The organism is Larkinella sp. (genome assembly GCF_965227735.1).
GTDB lineage: Bacteria > Bacteroidota > Bacteroidia > Cytophagales > Spirosomataceae > Larkinella.
In genome coordinates this window covers 6,081,324-6,101,788 of the sequence record NZ_OZ245776.1, presented here as the reverse complement: position 1 = coordinate 6,101,788, position 20,465 = coordinate 6,081,324, and the positions used below count along the sequence as shown (strand labels likewise).

Sequence of the window (20,465 nt, the reverse complement as noted above, 5' to 3'; positions counted from 1 at the left end):
AACATGCTTTAAACCATTCACTATTTGCTGGTAATTTATTCGGATTCAATTGATTGTTTCTATGAACATTTTAACAAATTCAGTACAATGAACACTACTCTTACCTCCCGAAGATCCTGGCGAACCAGTATGATCTTTACTTTACTTTGTTTTTCTTTTGTTCAGACCTTCGCCCAGACCAAATCCCTCACCATTACGGGGAAGGTCACTGACGAAAATGGAAAACCGCTGCCGGGCGTTTCCGTACTGATCAAATCCGCCACCAGCGGTACGATCTCGAACCAGGACGGCGCTTATTCTCTTTCTGCGAATGACAATTCGACGCTGGTTTTCAGCTCCATCAGCTACGAAACCCAGGAAATTCCGGTCAGCAACCGCTCGGTGATCGACGTTTCTATGCTGCCTTCCAACAAAACCCTCAACGAAGTAGTCGTGGTGGGTTACGGGACGCAAAGCAAACGAGCCATTACGGGCGCCGTAGCCTCGGTGGGCTTCAATGAGTTCAAAGACCGTTCGTTCAGCAATGTTACTCAGTCGCTGGCGGGCAAAATTGCCGGGGTCAACATCACGCAGTCGCAGGGAGCGCCGGGCGTTTCGCCCATCATCCGCATCCGGGGTGTCAGTTCCATCACCGCAGGTACCACTCCGCTGTTTGTGGTCGACGGCGTTCCGCTCGAAAACTTCAACCTGAACCTGATCAATCCGCAGGACATCGAGTCGGTCGATGTGCTGAAAGATGCCTCATCGGCCGCCATTTACGGCTCGCGCGGGGCCAACGGCGTCGTTTTGATCACAACTAAACTGGGCAAGGCGGGGAAAACCAACATCAGCGCGGGCTACGAATACGGCACGCAGTCGGTGATCCGGAAGGTGCCGATGATGGACGCCCAGCAGTGGATTGGCTACTACATCGATGCCCACAACAATGCCTGGGTCGACCTGAACCCGGCGGTCAACAAGGCCACGGACCCCAACAGCGCCCGGCCCTCGACGTACCGCATCCCCGACGATTTTATCAACAATCCGCAGCAATTTGGCAAAGGCACCGACTGGCAGGACGTCATGTTTCGCGTGGCGCCGTCGCACAATGCGCAGCTTTCGGTTTCGGGCGGCACCGACAAAACCCAGTTTCTGTTTTCGGGATCATTCCTCGATCAACAGGCGGTTCTGGATGAAAATTATTACAAACGCCTGGCGCTGCGCACCAACATCAAACACACGGTTTCGGACAAGTTTTCGCTGGGGCTGAACCTGAGCGCAACGACGGTTTTTGATCGGACGGAAGGCACGCAGGGCAAAAGTGATGTGGTCAGTCTGGCCATTCAGAGCGATCCGATTTTTCCGGTTTACAACGAGAACGGCAACCTGGGCTACCGCGATCCCAACTCGGTCTGGAGCAAATACGTCGCCTACAACGACCTGAACCTGTGGCATCCCTACTCGCTGACCCGGTTTTACCACAAGCAGAACAAGTCGTTCAACACCCTGGCAACCGCCTTTGCCGAGTACTTTATTACCGACGATCTGAAGTTTCGGACCAGCATCAGCGGCAACCTGTTCAACACCCGCCTGAACTCGTACCGGGTTAAAAATCAAGGCTATGGCTATTCTGGATTACTCCCGGCGGAAGGCAATGTGCAGTCGTCCTACATGCTGAACTGGCTGTCGGAAAACACGCTGACGTATGACAAACGCTTCGGCGACCACAGCCTGAATGTGCTGGCTGGTTATTCGGTTCAGAAACAACGCGATGAATTTGCGACCGTGACCTCGGGTAATTTCCCCAACGACCTCGTCGAAACACTTAATGCCGGGGTGGTCACCAGCGGTTCCAGCACGGCCACCGAATGGTCGATGATCTCGTACCTGGGCAGGGCGCAGTACAATTTTCAGAACAAGTATTTTCTGACGGCGGCCATTCGCCGGGACGGCAGCTCGCGGTTTGGGCGCGACACCCGCTGGGGCTATTTCCCGTCGGTTTCGGCGGGCTGGCTGATTTCGGACGAGTCGTTCATGCAGAACGTCAAGTTTGTGAACAGCCTGAAAGTACGCGCCAGTTACGGGATTGCGGGGAACAACCAGATTCCAAACTATGGTGCCATCAGCCTGTTATCGGCGACCAACTACGTTTCCGGGGCCGCCCTGGCGTCCGGTCTGACGATCTCCAACATTTCGAACACCAACCTGAAATGGGAACGCACCGGCCAGATGAACATTGGCGTTGACCTGCGCGTGCTGAACGACCGGATCGGGTTGTCGGCGGAATATTACAACTCGGTGACGCGCGATATGCTCCTGAACGTGCCGGTGCCCGATATTTCCGGTTTTTCGTCCCAACTTACCAACATCGGCCGGATGCGCAACCGGGGGATTGAACTGAATATTAATTCGAAAAACACCACCGGCAAGGTGATCTGGACGACGGATCTGAATGTAAGCCGCAACCGCAACACGGTGTTGCAGTTAGGCCCCACCAACGCCCCGATTATTTACACCGATTTCGTCGTGGCGGTGAAAACCGAAGTCGGCCAGCCGATCTCCAATTTCTACGGCTATGTGGTCGACGGCGTGTTTAAAAACCAGGCGGCTGTCGATGCGGCACCGCACTACAGCTCGACCAAACCGGGTGATCCGATCATCCGCGACGTGAACGGCGATGGTAAAATTACACCCGACGACCGTACCTCGCTGGGCAATTTCCAACCCGATTTCACCGCCGGTCTGACCAACACGGTTTCCTACAAGGGCTTCGACTTTTCGTTTCTGTTGCAGGGAACCTACGGCGGGGAGATTGTGAACCAGAATTTCCGCTACCTGGGCTTCTGGAACAACGGCCGGAACATGTTTGCGAGCGTCGACAACCGCTGGCGGTCGGAAGCCGACCCCGGCGACGGCAAACACTTCCGCGCGACCCTCGGCCTGACCGGTTTGCAGGATCAGTTTCACAGCCTGTGGGTGGAAGATGCGTCGTTTACCCGCCTGAAAAACATTCGGCTTTCGTATACACTGCCGTCGTCGCTGACCCGTAAAACCCCGTTCCGCGTGGCCCGCGTGTACATCAATGCCGACAACGTGTACCTGTGGAGCAAATACACCAACTACGACCCCGAAAACACGACCTACGGTGCCAGCAATTATGCCGGCGGCAGCAACGGTTTAAATGCCTCGGGCAACGCGCCCAACGGAGCCTTCATTGGCGTCGATTATGGTTCGTATCCCATTCCGCGCGTCGTTACGGTTGGCCTGAAAGTAGATTTGTAAGCTGAACATTAGAACGATCACCCATGAAAACGATCCAATATTTTCTCACCTTTCTTTGCGTCGGCTTGCTGACCTCAAGTTGCCAGGACACCTTTCTGGACCTGACGCCCCTTTCGAATGCGACGGCGGATAACTTCAAAACCCGGGACGATTTCGAGCTGGCCGTCAACGGAGCGTATGCGTCGCTGTATACGGTTTACCACCCGGAAGGGCCGGTTTCGTACGCCAACGAGCAGATGAGCGACAACGCCATCATGTTCAATATTTCGGGGATTCAGGCCGATAAATGGCAGTTTAAGGACTACAGTCTGGCCACCGCCAATACGATGGTGTACCAGTTCTGGCAGGAATCCTACAAAGCGATTTTCAACGCGAACATCGTTCTCGACAAAATTGAAGGGGCCAGTCTGGATGCGGCTTACAAGGACGGCGTGAAAGCCCAGATGCAGTTTCTGCGGGGACTTTATTACTTCAACATGGTGCAGTTGTGGGGCGATTTGCCCATCGTCACCACGCCACTGACCGGCGAGGAAAGCTACGCCGTCCTGCGTTCTCCGCAAAGTGCGGTTTACGATCAGATCAAAAAAGACCTGCTTTTTGCGGCTGAGAAACTACCGCTGGCGACGGCCATTACGATTCCGGGCCGGGCTTCCAAAGGAGCAGCTCAGACGTTGCTGGGGAAAGTGTATCTGACCCTCGGCGATAAAGCGGCCGCGGCCACGGTTTTGAAGGAAGTGTACAACAGCAATCAGTATTCATTGCTCGCCAATTATACCGATTTATGGGGACCGAGCGTCAAAAACACGAAGGAGTCCATTTTCGAGATTCAGTATCTGGGCGGCAATGCCTCGGCCCCGTTCAGCCGCTTTTATCAGACATTTTACCCGAACAACAACTTCCTCGGTTTCTACGGCGGTGGCATGAACCAGGTGACCGACGATCTGTACAATGAATACGAAACCGGTGACCCGCGCCGGGATGCCTCGATTGCGCTGGGGTATAACAATGCCGGAACGTTCATCGCCCAGAAATACCCCATTAAGTGGACCGACACCAAAGCGACGCAGGTGGGTGGCAATCCCTTGTCGAATAACAACTTCATGGTGTTGCGGTACGCCGACGCGCTGCTGCTGCTTTCCGAAGCAACGGGCGATCCAATGTACCTCAATCTGGTCAGAACGCGGACGAAACTGCCCAAGTTTGGCGAGGCAACGTATCCAACCGCCAAATACCCGACGCTCGATCTCGCCATCGAACACGAGCGCCGGACGGAATTAGCGATCGAATTTCAACGCTGGTTCGATCTGAAGCGCACCAACCGCGCCGTCCCGGTTCTGACCGCCAAAGGGAAAGCCATTACTGCCACAAAACTGCTCTGGCCAATTCCCCAAATCGTCCGCACCCAGAATCCGGCCATCACGCAGAATCCGGGGTATTAGTCTGCGGTTTACGGTTTACAGTATTCGGTTTACGGTGGCAGACGCAAGCTTTCTGACGCGTTCCAATTACTTGCTTCAGTCACCGTAAACTGAAAACCGTAAACCGAATACCAAAATCCCGGATTGACAAAATGCTACACATCCCCGCTAAAATGATACATATCCCATACGCCATAAAAGTGATCCTTTGCAGAGGCAAAAACCAGGTTAACCCGCCAAGGCATTTCAACCGAATAAACAGCAAGTAACCGCCCCGAATCCGACCCATGACGTACCGATTGATACCGGTTTTTCTGCTTCTGATTGCGCAGGTTGCCACCGCCCAGACCACCGAAAAACGGTATTTGTCGGGCACGGGAAACGACCAGACCGTGAACTGGGAATTTTACTGCACCGCCGGTCGGAATTCGGGAAAGTGGACCACCATTCCGGTGCCGTCGAACTGGGAGTTGCAGGGGTTTGGGAAGTACAATTACGGTTTTGCCAAAGACAGTGCGCGCGGCAAAGAACAGGGGCTTTACAAGCATACTTTTCAGGCTCCGGCGTCGTGGAAAGGCAAGCGGATCAACCTGGTTTTTGAGGGCGTTATGACCGATACGGAAGTTAAAATCAACGGTAAACCGGTCGGTCCTACGCACGAAGGGGCGTACTACGCATTCAAATACGATGTTTCGCATGTGCTCCGGTACGGTTCGGGCAATTTGCTGGAAATTACCGTCTCGAAACACTCGGCGAACCCGTCTGTCAATGAGGCCGAACGTAAGGGCGATTTCTGGATTTTCGGCGGTATTTTCCGACCGGTTTACCTCGAAATTCTCCCCGCCGAACACATCGAACACGTTGCCATCGACGCCAAAGCCAACGGCTCTTTTATGGCCCAACTTCGATTGAAAACAAACCGCAAAGCCTCTGAAATTTCCGGACAGATTTATACGGTTTCCGGACAAAAAGTAGGCGAACCATTCAGCGCAAAAATCGGCACCGAAACCCATACCGTTGCCCTGACGAAAACCGTACTGAAACCGCTCTTGTGGACATCGGAAACACCCAACCGCTACAAAGTAGAATTCAGGTTGCTGGAGGCTGGAAAGCCGGTTCATACATTGACGAAATTCTTCGGTTTCCGAACCGTCGAAGTGAAACCGCGCGACGGTATTTACGTCAACAGTACGAAGATCAAACTCAAGGGTGTCAACCGGCATTCGTTCTGGCCGTCGTCGGGCCGGGCGCTGAGCAAAAAACTGAGTATTCTGGATGTCAATCTGATGAAGGACATGAACATGAATGCCGTTCGGATGTCACACTACCCGCCCGACGATCATTTTCTGGACGTCTGCGATTCGCTGGGACTTTTTGTATTCGACGAACTGGCAGGCTGGCACGGTCACTACGACACGCCGACGGGTTCCAAACTGCTCCGCGAACTGATTACGCACGACGTCAACCACCCGTCGGTTATCTTCTGGATCAACGGCAACGAAGGTGGTCACAATTCCGAACTGGACGCGTTGTTCGCTAAAGAAGACCTTCAAAAACGGCCCGTCATTCACGCCTGGGAGGATTTCGGCGGTTTCGACACGCAGCATTACCGGGAATTTAACTACGGCATCGGCAACTACAACCACGGCCATTCAATCACACTGCCGACGGAGTTTCTGCACGGCATGTACGACGGCGGTCACGGCGCGGGGCTGGAAGATTACTGGGAAGCGATGTGGCACGACCCGCTGGCGGCTGGCGGTTTCCTCTGGGATTTTGCCGATCAGGGCGTCGTGCGAACGGATCAGAACGGCCTCATCGACACCGACGGAAACCGGGGCGCCGACGGCATTGTGGGGCCGTACCGCGAAAAAGAAGGCAGTTTTTTTACGATCAAGGAAGTCTGGTCACCGATCCGGCTGGAACGCCGGGAGATCACGTCAACCTTCGACGGCACTTTTCCGATTGAAAACCGGTATCACTTTACCAATACAAGCCGCTGTTCGTTTACCGGAAAACTGGTGAAAGTGAGCGGGCCAAACGGGGCAATTCAACCGCCCGAAAAGTCTTTTTCTATATCGGCACCCAACCTGAAACCGCTCGAAAAAGGCGCACTAAAAGCCAGCCTTCCCCCCGACTGGCGCGACTATGATTTTCTGTACATCACCGCCACCGATCCGCACCAACGCGAGCTGTTTACCTGGAGTTTCCCGATTTCGTTACCCAACCAGATTGCCGCGTCGCTCGTCAAAACCGACGGTTCGGCTCCGGTCACGTTCACCGAATCCGATTCGTTATATACCGTTTCGGCCAACGGCATTGTGTTGTCATTTAGTAAGCAAACCGGTGTCTTGAAACACGTGGCAAACCGGAACGGAACGATCCCGTTCACCAACGGCCCGGTTTTGCAGGAAGGTGTCAACAATTTCAAAAATTTCACCCACCGCATGGACGGCAAAACCGTCGTTATCGAATCGACCTTTGGCCGAAAAAGCAGCTATAACACGCTGCAATGGACTATTTTCCCATCGGGTTGGGTCAGAATGCGGGTGCGGTATTTTCCCGACGGCTATTTTACGACGCTGGTCGGCGTCAATTTTTCGTTTCCTGAAAGCGAGATGAAGGCCGTCAACTGGATGGGCAAAGGGCCGTATCGCGTCTGGAAAAACCGCATGAAAGGCGGGGCACTGGGCATCTGGAATAAGACCTACAACAACACCGAGACCGGTGAAACGCCGGTTGTTTACCCCGAATTCAAAGGCTATCACGCCAATCTGTACTGGTGCCGGTTCGAAACATCGGGTCAGCCTTTCACGGTGGCGACGGAAAACGAAGACGTTTTTTTCCGGCTGTTTACGCCCGCCTGGAAAACCGATCAATGGCACAATTACGAACCGATTTTTCCGTCGGGCGACCTGTCGTTCATGCAGGGTATCAGCAGCATCGGCAGCAAAACGCAGCGCAACGAAACCACCGGGCCGATGGGCATGAAGCACATTTATTACGACTACGAAAAGGAACCCGCCCGCGCCAAAGAGCTGACGTTGTATTTTGATTTTTCCGGGAAATGAAAAAGAACGCCCCTAAATCCCGATCGTCGGCCCGGCCTAAAGGGGACTTGGACACCGAAACATCCAGATGCTTGAAGTCCCCTTTAGGCCGGGCCGACGATCGGGATTTAGGGGCAATTGGCTTTATGAAACGACTCATAAAACTATTCATCCTCTCCCTGCTACCGAATCTCATTTTCGCGCAGCAAGCTGAAATCTGGGTGTCGCCAAATGGATCGGATTTGAATGCGGGAACGAACGAAAAACCGCTGGCCAGTTTACAACTGGCGCTTCGGAAGGTTCGGGAATTACGCCGGTTAGCCGATCCGAGTGTGGCGACAGGCGCACATATTTATCTGGAAAATGGCGTCTATGCGTTAAACGAGCCGGTTTTTATCCGACCGGAAGATTCGGGGACGCCAGCAAGCCCGACGGTGATTGAAGCGGCTCCGGATGCGAAACCGGTTTTGAGCGGTGGCGTTTCGATAAGCGGTTGGCAGAAGTTAAAAACGACCGTGGCCGGTTTGCCGAAAGAAGCCGTCGGAAAAGTCTGGGTGGCCGAGGCACCCAAAATCGGTGGGCGGCTGGCTGAATTTCGGCAATTGTGGGTGAACGGTGAGAAGGCAATCCGTGCCAAAGATACGCCGGATCCGCTGATGAACCGGATTCTGTCGTGGAACAAAGCCGAGCAAACCTGCTGGATTCCGACCCCAAAGTTTGGCGATTTATCAAAAGCCGCCGGTTTGGAAATGCAGATTCAGCAGTGGTGGGCCATTGCCAATTTGCGCGTCAAAACGATTGCGATTCAGGGCGATAGCGCCAAACTATCCTTTCACCAACCCGAAAGCCGTATTCAGTCCGAACACCCCTGGCCCGCACCCTGGATTTCGAAAGAAACCGGCAACTCGGCGTTTTATCTGACCAACGCCATTCAGTTCCTGAATCAACCCGGCGAGTGGTTTCTGGATACCAAAGCCGAAAAAATCTACTACATCCCGCGACCGACCGAAAATCTGGCCACGGCACAGGTCATCTCACCCGCGCTCGAAACGCTGGTGCGAATGCTCGGAACCGCCGACAGCCCGGTTTCGAATGTCCTGTTTAAAGGCGTTTCGTTCCAGCATACGGGTTGGCTCCGTCCGTCGCAACAGGGCCACGTGCCGCACCAGGCCGGGTTGTACATGCTCGACGCCTACAAACTGAAAATACCGGGTACGCCCGATAAAAAAACACTCGAAAATCAGGCGTGGGTGGGTCGTCCGGCTGCGGCTGTGGAGGTGTCGTTTGCGCGGCAGACCGGTTTTGAAAACTGCCGTTTTGAGCACCTGGCGGCCACCGGACTGGATTACCACAAAGGCGGAAGTGATAATGTGATCCGGGGCAATCTGTTCAAAGACATCGGTGGAACGGGCATTCTGACGGGCGTTTTTGCCGACGAAGCCACGGAAATTCACCGACCCTACAACCCCACCGACGAACGGGAAATTTGCAACAACCTACTGATCAGCAATAATTTGATTACCAACATCACGAACGAAGACTGGGGTTGCGTGGGCATTGGCGCGGGGTATGTTCGGGGCATAACGATCGAGCACAATGAGATTAGTGAGGTGTCGTACAGCGGCATCAGCCTGGGTTGGGGCTGGACGCTAACGATCAACGCCATGCGGAATAATGCGGTGGTTGCCAACAGGATTCACCATTTTGCCAAACACCTGTACGATGCCGCGGCCATTTACACGCTGTCGGCGCAACCGGGTTCGGTGATCGCCGAAAATGCCATTGACAGCGTGTACAAAGCGCCCTACGCCCACCTGCCGTACCACTGGTTTTACCTCTACACCGACGAAGGATCGTCGTATTTTACGATCAAGAACAACTGGACGCCGTCGGAAAAATTTCTGCAAAACGCCAACGGGCCGAACAATGTCTGGGAACACAACGGCCCGCAGGTTTCGGACAGCATTCGAACGCAAGCAGGGATTCAGAAACCGTATCGGTATCTGCTCAACGACAAAGTCCAGCCCGACACCAACTGGCTGATTACCAAAGACAACCCGGTCATTGTGGAGATAATTAGCAACGACAACAAACCGGTCGATGCGCAACGTTTGAAGGCGGTTTTGGTGCGGACGAAAATCCGGCTGGATGCGCTGTATCAATGGCAAAACCGTTCCGTCATTTTTGATAAGGTGCAGGATGTTTCGGTGTTGACCAGTCGGCTCAAGTCGGCTTTCCCAACGGCGACAATCAGGACGTACTACGATCTGGTCTACGAGTTCAACCGCAACCGTTGCGATGCCGGCGCGACGGCTGGCGACTGGGAGCACACGATTCTGACGGCCAATCTGGTCAATGATGAAAAACTGCAGAAAGAGTACGTCGCCGACCATGCCACGCAGTTTGAGAAGTGGCCGGAGGTGGCGAAAGGGTTCTGCAACGCCGGTTTTCAGCAATTGCTGGTGTTTAAAAACGGGCGGCAACTGATGCTGGTCATCAGCATTCCCAAAGGCGAAAGTCTCGACAAACTCAACCCCAAAACCACCGAAAACAACCCGCGTGTCGATGCCTGGAACGCCCGCATGAAACGCTATCAGGAAGGTATTCCCGGTACCAAACCGGGCGAAGTCTGGGTCAATTTACAACCGGTTTTTTTAACCAACTAAACCATGTTACGATTAGGAATTTTAGGATTGGGCGAAGGTCGCAGTACGATGTCGGCGGCTTTATCGAGCCCGAAGTATGAACTGGTGAAAGTTTGCGATCAGAAACTGGAGTTGTGTCAGCAGCGGGCTAAAGAATTTGATTTTCAGCATCATACGACCCACTATCAGGATTTACTCGACGATCCGGCGATCGATGTCATCGCGATTTATACGCCCGATAAATTCCACGCCGAACACACCAAACAGGCACTCCTGCACGGCAAGCACGTGGTCTGCACCAAACCGTTCATCGATGATTTATCGAAAGCCAAAGCGTTGATCGACCTGAGTGAACAAACCGGCAAAAAAGTGTTCGTTGGGCAGAGTTCCCGGTTTTTCGAACCGATGAAAAAACAGCGGGCGGATTTTGAAGCCGGTTTAATCGGCGAACTGATCACGATCGAAGGCTATTACCACGCCGATCACCGCTGGTTTCTGGCCAAAGGCTGGTCGCTCGAAAACACCTTCAAATGGCTGTATGGCGGTTTAAGCCACCCGGTCGACTTCATCCGCTGGTATTTGCCCGACATTGAGGAAGTCATGGGCTACGGGATGCTTAGCGCCAACGGCCGGAAGGGCGGTTTGAAAAACGACGACACGATGCACTTCATTTTCAAAGCCACCGATGGACGCATCGCCCGCGTGAGTGGCGCTTACACCGGACCCGTTCAACCCGTGGTTCGCGATTCCGAAATGAGCTGCATTCTGCGCGGTACGGAAGGCTGCAGCCAGGCCGATTATATGGATTTACGCTACGCCATCACGACCAACACCGGCGAGGAAATTGTGCAAACCTGGGAACACAAACTGAAACACTATTTCCGGTTTGAGGGCAAAAGCCACCACGCGGGCGAGTACCAGAATTACCTTGATTATTTCGCCACCTGTCTCGAATCCGGGCAAACGGCTTATCCCGACATTCGCGAAGGCATCGGCACGGTGGCGCTGCTTCAGGCAATGGACAAATCGTTGCAAACCGGTTTACCGGTGAAACTTCGGGAAGTTCTAGGTGAGTATGGATTGTAGGTATACCATTCAGGCGGTTCGTTTATCCGCTTTTCTAAGCTCTAGCTCGCTTTTTTTTCGCTTGGCATTTCGGGTTTTAATCTGTTGCATGATCTCTCGAAATTCCACAAGTTCCTGCTCCGTCCACGGTTCTGACTTGGTTGACAGATCAATATCTATTGGTTCTTTTATCAGTCCCATGATCTTAACTTTTAAAATAGTGTGCAATAAGTCTCAAGGCCGCGCTAGTGTCTATGAACATTCGTAATCCACGAAAATGAGTAGCCAGAAGCGATTCCTGATAGTGTTTGATTAAAGCGGACTTCGCATCAAAAGCGACAAAGCCTTCGTAACCTTTGTCAACTGAAACTTTACAGGCATAAGCAACGAGATTTCCCGGAACACCAAAATAAACTTTGTTTTTCCCCTTATTGAATTTGGAACTCTCAATCAAATGCATGAAAACATGATCTTGCTTGTCTTCAATACTAACAAGCCCCTGAATGATGGTAGGATTATTTACGGTCGTTAGTTTATAAACTTCTTTAGCCTGGTCTCTAAGCTCTTTATGCCAATTAAAAAGCCAGTCTGTCCGCTTAATCTGCCTAATTTCTTTGTCAGTCAGCCTACTAATTTCTGTATCGAAAACCTCGCCAGTCAGTGTGTTTTCAATCGAATTTGTTAGTCTGTCTATTTCAAAATCAAGGCCTGATCTGCGTTGTTTTTTCACTTATACGAATTTAAGAATTCCAAAGGGCTTTTCAAATGTATTGGTATCGTTTGGGTTTTCCTAACAACTTTCCACTTCATGAACTCCATCATCGACCGCCTGACCGTCCTGGATTATTGCATCGTTTTGGCCTACCTGATCGTTCTGGCGGTGATTGGTTACCGCGCCAGTGTGCCGAAAAACAAAGGCGAAGACGAGACGCTGTTTCTGGCGAATAAGTCGCTGGGCTGGGCCAGTATTGGCTTCAACATGTGGGGAACGAACGTGGGGCCTTCGATGCTGCTGGCGTTCGCGAGCATTGGTTACAGTACCGGGATTGTGGCCATCAATTTCGACTGGTACGCCTTTGTGTTTTTATTCCTGCTGGCCATTGTTTTTGCGCCCAAATACCTGGCTGCCAACGTCTCGACCATGCCCGAGTTCATGGGGAAACGCTACGGCGAATCGACGCAAACCATTCTGGCGTGGTATGCCCTGATCAAAATCCTGATTTCGTGGCTGTCGCTGGGACTGTTCGCGGGCGGTTTTCTGGTTCGGCAGATTCTGGGGATTCCCATGGCGCAGTCGGTGACGGTACTGGTGCTGTTTGCGGGACTTTTCGCGTATTCGGGTGGTCTGAAAGCCATTGCCCGCGTCAACGTTTTTCAGATGATTCTGCTCATCGGCGTATCGTTGACGCTCACCATTCTGGGCATCAATAAAGTCGGCGGACTCGCTGCGGTTTTTCAGAAAGCACCCGCCCAATACTGGAGCCTGATTCACCCCGCCAGCGACAAGAGTTACCCCTGGCCCGCCATTTTGCTGGGCTATCCGGTGGCCGCCATCGCCTTTTTCTGCACCGATCAGGCGATGGTGCAATCGGTGTTGGGAGCCAAAAATCTGGAGCAGGGGCAGTTGGGCGTCAACTTCATCGGCTGGCTCAAAATCCTTTCCTTACCGCTGTTCATTCTGCCCGGCATTCTGTGTTTCATTCTGTTTCCAAACCTGAACGACCCCACCGAAGCCTACATGACGATGGTCACGAATCTGTTTCCGCCCGGCCTGAACGGTCTGGTGATTGTGGTGCTGATTGCGGTTTTGGTCGGCACCATTGGCTCGTCGCTCAACTCGCTGAGTACGGTTTTTACGATGGACGTTTACCGGAAGAAAATCAACCCCAACGCCAGCACGCAGCAACTAATCAAAGTCGGGCGGCTGACTGTGGTGGTGGGTTGCGGGTTTGCCGTTCTGATGGCCCTGGCCATCGACAGCATCAAAGGACTGAATCTGTTCGACGTGTTTCAGTCGGTGCTGGGTTTCATTGCACCTCCGTTGTCCACGGTTTTTCTGCTAACGGTTTTCTGGAAACGCACCACCCGCACCGCCGTCAACGCCATTTTGTCGGTCGGTTCGGCATGCAGTCTGGGCGTTGGCATTCTGTATTTGTGGGTACTCCCGCCCGATCGCTACACTTTCTGGCCCCATTATTTGTTGGTTTCCTTTTCTATTTTTGCCGTATTATTTATCACGGCCATCCTGATTTCGGCATTCGATAAAAATCCGTCCATCTACGTACCCCTTGCGTCTGAAAACCGGATCAGGCCAACCCGACGCGTCTGGATTGCCTGGATTTCGCTGATGATCACGATGGGGATTCTGTATCTTGCTTTTCACTAGCGGTCAACCGTTCCAGTTATGAAAAAAACCGCCTTTTTATTCCTTTTAGCCACTTGTTTTTCACGAACAACTCAGGGACAGCAATCTAGTCCACAATCACTTACGCTCTGGTATAAACAACCCGCCAGTCAATGGGTGGAATCACTGCCCATCGGCAACGGGCGATTGGGCGGCATGGTGTTCGGGGGCGTTGAAACGGATCATATTCAGTTCAACGAAGAAACGCTCTGGACCGGCGAACCGCGGCAATACCAGCGCGAAGGCGCATCCCAATACCTACCCCGGATTCGACAATTACTCGCTGACGGCAAACAGGCCGAAGCCGAAAAACTGGCGCAGGAGCAGTTCATGGGGCGTCAGAGCAACGAATCGGATTATATGCCGAAGAAAACCGCCTGGCTCGCCAAGGTCCGTAACCTGACCGGTGCGCAACATCCGGCATCACCCTCCTTTGATGACCGTTCCTGGAAAACCATGTCCGTTCCAACGGCTGAAGGCTGGGAAAGGGCCGGACTGGAGGGGTTGGATGGCGCGGTCTGGTTTCGTACGTCGTTCAATCTGCCCGAAGCCTGGGCGGGAAAGGATATCATTCTGGATCTGGGACGCATTCGCGATCAGGACTTTACGTATTTGAACGGCGAGTTAGTCGGCTCAGACGAAGGCATTGCTAAAAACCGGCGGTATACAATTCCGGCGGCAAAACTGCACGCGGGGAAAAATCAACTGGCGATTCAGGTCATCAACTGGTTCGACAAAGGCGGTTTTATCGGGGTCAAAACCGATCAGCCCACGTTTGTCGTTTATCCAGCAGGCTCGCAACCAACCGAAGGTGTTGCCCTTTCCAAACCGTTCAACTACTGGATTCAGGATGACGCGCCCCCGGCCTCACCCCGCTATCAGGCCGATTATCAACCCTTTGGCGACCTATGGCTCCGGTTCAAAGACTCCGAAAAACCGGTCAACTACCGTCGGGAGCTGGATCTAAAAACCGCTCTCTCCCGCGTTACCTATTCGTCCAAGGGCGTAACGTTTACCCGTGAATACCTCGCCAGCACCCCCGGTCAGGTTATTGCCCTTCAGTTGACCGCCAGCCAGCCGGGGAAAATCAGTTTTGAAGCCACACTAACCAGTCCGCACAAAGGCGCAGCGGTTCGCAGGATTGATAAACAGACTCTGGCGTTGTCGGTTCAGGTGCAGAATGGGGCTTTGAAAGGCGAAAGTTTACTCCATGTTCAGACGAAAAAAGGCCGGATTACCGCATCGGGTAATAAACTTGTCATTTCGGGTGCCGACGAAGCCACGCTGCTGCTGACGGCGGGGACCAACTTCAAGAATTTCAAAGATGTTTCCGGCGATCCGGCCACGCTAAGCCAGAAACCGCTGCAAACCGCCCGTAAAAAGGCATTTGCCGCCCTGAAAACCGCTCACATCCAGGATTATCAATCCTATTTCAACACCCTTTCGCTGGATCTCGGCCACACCGCCAGCGAACAACTCCCGACCGACGAACGATTGCAACGCTTCGAGAAAGCCGCTGATCCGGCGCTGGTGGCCCTTTATGTCCAATACGGGCGGTATTTGCTGCTTTCGAGTTCCCGCCCCGGCACCCGACCGGCCAATTTGCAAGGCATCTGGAACGACCTGCTCACCCCGCCCTGGGGCAGCAAATACACCACGAACATCAACTTCCAGATGAACTACTGGCCCGCCGAAATGCTGAACCTGTCGGCCTGTCACGAACCGATGTTTGCAGCCATTGACGAGCTGGTTGAATCGGGCCGTAAAACCGCCAAAGAATACTACAACGCCCGGGGCTGGGTGCTCCACCACAACACCGACCTCTGGCGCGGAACGGCCCCCATCAACGCGTCGAACCACGGCATCTGGGTAAGCGGGGGAGCCTGGGTGTCGCGGCACCTGTGGGAACATTACCGCTACACCCAGGACCGGAATTTTCTGCAAAACCGGGCTTATCCGATCTTGAAAGAAGCGGCTCAGTTTTTTGTCGATTTTCTGGTGAAAGACCCCAAAACCGGCTGGCTCATCAGCACACCGTCCAACTCGCCCGAACACCTCGGCCTGGTCGCCGGGCCGACGATGGACCACCAGATTATCCGGGATTTGTTCAAAAATTGCATAGCCGCCAGCGAAGTCCTCGGCACCGATGCCGCGTTCCGCGACACGCTCAGAACGATGTATGGGCAAATTGCTCCCAACCAGATTGGCAAACGCGGCCAGTTGCAGGAATGGCTGTTGGACATCGACGATCCGAACGACCACCACCGGCACGTGTCGCACCTCTGGGGCGTTCACCCCGGCACCGACATCACCTGGGACGAAACGCCCGACCTGATGAAAGCCGCCCGGCAGTCGCTGCTTGAGCGGGGTGACGAAGGAACGGGCTGGAGTCTGGCCTGGAAAGTTAATTTCTGGGCGCGGTTCCGCGATGGCAACCATGCGTATGCCATGCTCAAACTGCTGTTTCGCCCCGCCATTTCGCCCGAAGGGGTTACGGGTGGCGGCTCCTACCCCAACCTGTTCGACGCCCATCCGCCGTTTCAGATCGACGGGAATTTTGGGGGTGCCAGCGGCATCGGCGAAATGATTCTGCAAAGTCAGGGCAAAACGATCGATCTGCTCCCGGCCTTGCCGTCTGAATTACCAACGGGTTACCTCAACGGGATTTGTGCCCACGGCGGTTTTGTGCTGAACATCCGCTGGCAGAACGGACAACTGAGTGGAGTTGAGGTAACGTCGAAAGCCGGGCAGCCGTGTACGCTGCGCTATGGCGATAAACAGATCCGGTTAACTACCGGGAAAGGGAAAACGTATCGGTTGAATGGCGAGTTGAAGGTAATTTGAAACAAAAAAATCAGACGATTGAAAAAACAGCCCCGGATTTTAATCCGGGGAAACGGGAAAACATCCTAAAATCGGTGAGAACCGTTTCAACGGTTTCAGGATGCAAAACCGTTGAAACGGTTTGTGGAAATTGGGAAATTGCTTTGAACCCACGGTTGAAACCGTGGGCTGCTATTTTCATTTTGTCCTCGTTTTCTTCCACGATAAACGTTCGAGAAAACCGGTTTACTCGATCTTCAAACTCTCCAACTTGCCTTCTTTCAACACCGGCGTTTTCACATGCCGGAAGTTGTTGCCGCTGGCGGTGATGTCCTGGTTTTGTGTACCGGTCAATTTTAGAAACACCTCGGTACCCGCTTTCGGAAAGCAGTTGTGGACGAAAGCATCTTCCACACGGGTCAGTTCTACCACCGGCGTACCGGGATGCGGATTGACGGTTTTTACACCATCCAGTTCAAGCGTTTTTACCTTCTCAGCAATGATTGCGGGGCCGGTTTGCGTGCCGACGGAGACGTTGTGAAACTCCAGATTGCGCGCTTCTTTGATCAAAAAACCGGTTTCAGCAGTGATATTAAGGTCGTTAAATGTGAGGTTATCGATCGGCATTTCTTCCAAACCGCTCAGATAACCCGCCTGTTTGGCTTCGGCGGTGATGTTGCTGAAATGGATATTTCGAAAAGCGGGCGTTCGCTCCGAAACCGGTTCCGGTTGCGTTTTGGCGTAGTGCATGTCGAGCACAATGGCCTGTTCCCGAATGTTCTTCATGATGACGTTATCGACACGGATTTCTTCGACTACGCCCCCGCGTCCCCGGGCGGTTTTGATACGGATGCCGCGGTCCGTACCGTCGAAAATGCAGTTGGAAATGCTGATTTTCCGAACCCCGCCCGACATTTCGCTGCCAATGACCACGCCCCCGTGTCCGGACAACATCGTACAATTTGTGATCGTGTAATTTTCGGCCGGAACGTTCATTTTCCGACCCGCGCGGTCCTTGCCCGATTTGATCGTGATGCAGTCGTCACCTACACTGATGTGGCAGTTGGAAATGTGTACGTACCGGCAGGATTCGGGATTGATGCCGTCGGTGTTGGGCGATTTGGGATTGTTGATCGTGACTCCGGTGACCGTTACGTTTTCGCAAAACTCGGGATTGACGGTCCAGAACGGCGAATTCCGAATGGTAATGCCTTCGATCAGCACATTTTTGCAGTGCATGGGTTGAATGAACGGCGGCCGCAGAAAACCGCGTTCCACCCAACCCGGCAAGTCGGGCCGCAAAATGTCTTTGTTCAGGCGGTGAAACTCGTCCTGCCACTTCGATCCCGGCGAATTCTTCACGATCACTTCCGAATAATGCCACCATTTTTTTCCGTGCCCGTCGATGATTCCGCGCCCCCGAATGGCGATATTTTCGGCTTTATAGGCGTAGAAAAGCGGGGAGAAATTGGTCACATCCGTGCCTTCCCAGCGCGACGCCACCATCGGCAGGTAATCATCGAAGTTGTCGCTGAAATGCAGTTCGGCCCCGGCGTCGATTTGAATCGTGATGTTGCTTTTGAGATGAATCGGGCCGGTTTTGTATTTTCCCGGCGGAAAATAAATCGTTCCTCCTCCGCCCTTCACCGCCGTATCGATGGCCTTTTTAATGGCCGCAGTCGCCAGTTGGCTGCTGTCATTTTTCGCGCCATACTGTAGTACATTGTGGTAAATACCCTGTTGCGCCAACGCGCTGATGGTTATAAAAACCGTTAGGGAGAACGCCAGAAGAAAACCGTATTTTGTTCTAAACTGTGATGACATCTTTTTACGAAATAAAAATAATAGCCCCCGGTTTTAACCGGGGGACTGCGAGGGAAACCGGATAACACGAACCGTTTTAACGGTTTTAGAAATCCAAAACCGTTAAAACGGTTGGCCGCGAAGAACGTATTTAATCATTTCCCACGGTTAAAACCGTGGGCTGGTACAACCACCAATTCTTCTATTTTTTACTTCAGCGGATCAAACGCCCCGCCCCAGGTGGTGTTCTGAATCAGTTTAGGGTTGTTGTCGATGGCCGACTGCGGAATAGCGAAGAAGTAATATTCCGGTTTCCAGTTGACGGCATATTTCGTGTCCAGCGGCTTGAATTCCAGCGTGAAATAGTTCGTGTAGGCCAGATCCAGGTTGACGTTGTCGCGGGTGGTGGTAAAATCCGCCGGGACACCTGTGGTTTTCAGGCTGATCGTCACGCCCGTCCGCCGGGTTCCGTTCAGGGTTTTCTCGATCAGTTTCCAGCGACGCAAATCCCAGAACCGCTTGCCTTCAAAGGCAAACTCGATCTGCCGTTCGTCCAGAATCGCACTGAACAACTCGGCCCGGGTCATGTTGGTTTTCAACCCGTATAAACCGTCGGTGCCGGCTTCGATCCCCGCCCGTTTCCGGATGGCTTTCAGCTGCGTGTAGGCTTCGTCCAGTTTGTTAATCCCAACGGCACTTTCGGCCAGATTCAGCAGCACTTCGGCAAACCGGATTTCGATCCAGTCGGTGCCCGAAAACTGCACGTCGCCAATCGCCGGGGTGGGGTTGACAGCTTTCCGGGTATAAAAACCGGTGTTCGTTGCCTTCGGCTCCACAGTTTTTCCGCCCGCAAAATACGTCCAGAGTTTATACGAATTATTGCCGTTCAGAGGCCAGTTAACGCCATTGTAGGCGATGGTTTTGTTGAACCGCGGGTCCCGGTTTTTGTAAAACAACTGATCCGTATACGCGTATTTCGTCGATTCACCCGGTTTTTTGCCATCCAGCATCGGGAAGGCTTTCACCATCTCCCACGACGGCTGGTTAGAACCGCCACTCGTGCCGGTATAGGACGGGCGCGTCGCGTTGTCATAGCCGTTGTTCTTGCGAGTCTGGTCGCCCGTCGAGGTGTTGAAACCCGTCACAAAGACCGCTTCCGGGTTATTCACCTCCTGAAACCACAACTGATCGAAGGAAGCGTGCAGGCCGTAGCCGTTGGCCGTCAGCAGATCAAACGCCTGTTTGTTGGCGTCATACGCCGTCTGCCATTTCGCCACTGCATCGCCCGGATTGAACTGCGGGCTGGCCGCCGTCAGCAACACCCGCCCCTTCAAAGCCGCTGCGGTACCTTTCGTAATCCGGCCCCAGTCGGCCGACGAACTCCAGCGACCCGGCACCGACGCAATGGTGGAATCCAGGTCTTTCACAATGGCCGCAAAGGATTCGGTCGTGCTGTTGCGGGGTAAAAACGCCTTGTCGCGGGCTTCGACGCCCACAGCCGCCAGGGGCGTCAGCACCAGCGGAACACCGCCATACAACCGCACCAGGTCGAAATACCGCCAGGCCCGGAAAAACTGCGCCTGCGCCCGGAGTTTGTTTTTTGTGTATTGCGGCAAACTTCCGGCGTTAACATCGCTCAGAAACATGTTGATGACCCGGATTTTGCCGTAGTTGTTGGTCGCACTCAGCGCCGTTCCGAAATCACCCACTTCATTGATGAGCAGCGACCCCTCCAGCAGTTTGCTTTCGCCGAACGATTCATCCGACAGGGTGGTAACGCTTGGATTTCCCGGCCCTAAGGTCGCAATACCGGTGGGCAAATTCTGGTCGTAGACGAAATCGAGGTTCATCTGGGTGAGCGTCGAATCGTTGAAGATCAACGCCCCGCTGGTCGAACCCAGGTCGGTTTTATCGAGTACCTCCATGCAACTGGTCAGCACCAGCGACGAGCAGCATACGGCAATGATTTTAGGAAAGAGTTTCATGGTGTCGAAGG

Annotated in this window: 11 protein-coding genes; 7 read left to right on the top strand and 4 right to left on the bottom strand. The window is 53.4% G+C overall.

The genetic code is table 11. The annotated features are described in order from the left end of the window. Positions 1-129 precede the first annotated feature (129 nt). The 5 genes from ACO064_RS23875 (at position 130) to ACO064_RS23855 (ending at position 11,460) form a co-directional block, all read left to right on the top strand. Positions 130-3,261, top strand: a complete 3,132-nt coding sequence (locus ACO064_RS23875; protein WP_421829713.1) for a SusC/RagA family TonB-linked outer membrane protein — start codon at positions 130-132, stop codon at positions 3,259-3,261. A gap of 23 nt (positions 3,262-3,284) precedes the next feature. Continuing rightward, the gene (locus ACO064_RS23870; protein WP_421829712.1) at positions 3,285-4,700 is read left to right on the top strand and encodes a RagB/SusD family nutrient uptake outer membrane protein; all 1,416 of its coding nucleotides are present in this window, start codon (positions 3,285-3,287) and stop codon (positions 4,698-4,700) included. 266 nt (positions 4,701-4,966) lie between these two features. Beyond that, positions 4,967-7,750 carry a glycoside hydrolase family 2 protein gene (locus ACO064_RS23865; protein WP_421829711.1) on the top strand — a complete coding sequence of 928 codons (2,784 nt, stop codon included), beginning with the start codon at positions 4,967-4,969 and terminating at the stop codon, positions 7,748-7,750. A gap of 125 nt (positions 7,751-7,875) precedes the next feature. Then, positions 7,876-10,395, top strand: a complete 2,520-nt coding sequence (locus tag ACO064_RS23860) for an L-rhamnose mutarotase (RefSeq protein WP_421829710.1) — start codon at positions 7,876-7,878, stop codon at positions 10,393-10,395. 3 nt (positions 10,396-10,398) lie between these two features. Then, positions 10,399-11,460, top strand: coding sequence for a Gfo/Idh/MocA family protein (locus ACO064_RS23855; RefSeq protein ID WP_421829709.1), 1,062 nt, complete (start codon positions 10,399-10,401; stop codon positions 11,458-11,460). A 184-nt stretch (positions 11,461-11,644) separates the two neighbouring features. On the opposite strand, the gene ACO064_RS23850 is transcribed toward ACO064_RS23855, so the two are convergent. Beyond that, positions 11,645-12,169, bottom strand: coding sequence for a hypothetical protein (locus tag ACO064_RS23850; RefSeq protein WP_421829708.1), 525 nt, complete (start codon positions 12,167-12,169; stop codon positions 11,645-11,647). Positions 12,170-12,247: 78 nt separating this feature from the next. Between ACO064_RS23850 and ACO064_RS23845 the strand changes: the two genes are divergently transcribed. Together ACO064_RS23845 and ACO064_RS23840 are read left to right on the top strand one after the other, a co-directional pair. Beyond that, entirely contained in the window at positions 12,248-13,825 is a 1,578-nt protein-coding gene (locus ACO064_RS23845) for a sodium:solute symporter family transporter (RefSeq protein ID WP_421829707.1), read from the top strand. An 18-nt stretch (positions 13,826-13,843) separates the two neighbouring features. Continuing rightward, positions 13,844-16,687, top strand: coding sequence for a glycosyl hydrolase family 95 catalytic domain-containing protein (locus ACO064_RS23840; protein ID WP_421829706.1), 2,844 nt, complete (start codon positions 13,844-13,846; stop codon positions 16,685-16,687). A gap of 10 nt (positions 16,688-16,697) precedes the next feature. On the opposite strand, the gene ACO064_RS23835 is transcribed toward ACO064_RS23840, so the two are convergent. The 3 genes from ACO064_RS23835 to ACO064_RS23825 all read right to left on the bottom strand — a co-directional run bounded on the left by ACO064_RS23835 (position 16,698) and on the right by ACO064_RS23825 (position 20,454). Continuing rightward, entirely contained in the window at positions 16,698-16,889 is a 192-nt protein-coding gene (locus tag ACO064_RS23835; RefSeq protein ID WP_421829705.1) for a hypothetical protein, read from the bottom strand. Between the two features lie 23 nt (positions 16,890-16,912). Then, complete coding sequence (locus ACO064_RS23830; protein ID WP_421829704.1) at positions 16,913-18,490, bottom strand: glycoside hydrolase family 28 protein; 1,578 nt, start codon at positions 18,488-18,490, stop codon at positions 16,913-16,915. 188 nt (positions 18,491-18,678) lie between these two features. Beyond that, positions 18,679-20,454: a RagB/SusD family nutrient uptake outer membrane protein gene (locus ACO064_RS23825; RefSeq protein ID WP_421829703.1), complete on the bottom strand. Its 1,776-nt coding sequence runs from the start codon at positions 20,452-20,454 to the stop codon at positions 18,679-18,681. Positions 20,455-20,465 lie beyond the last annotated feature (11 nt).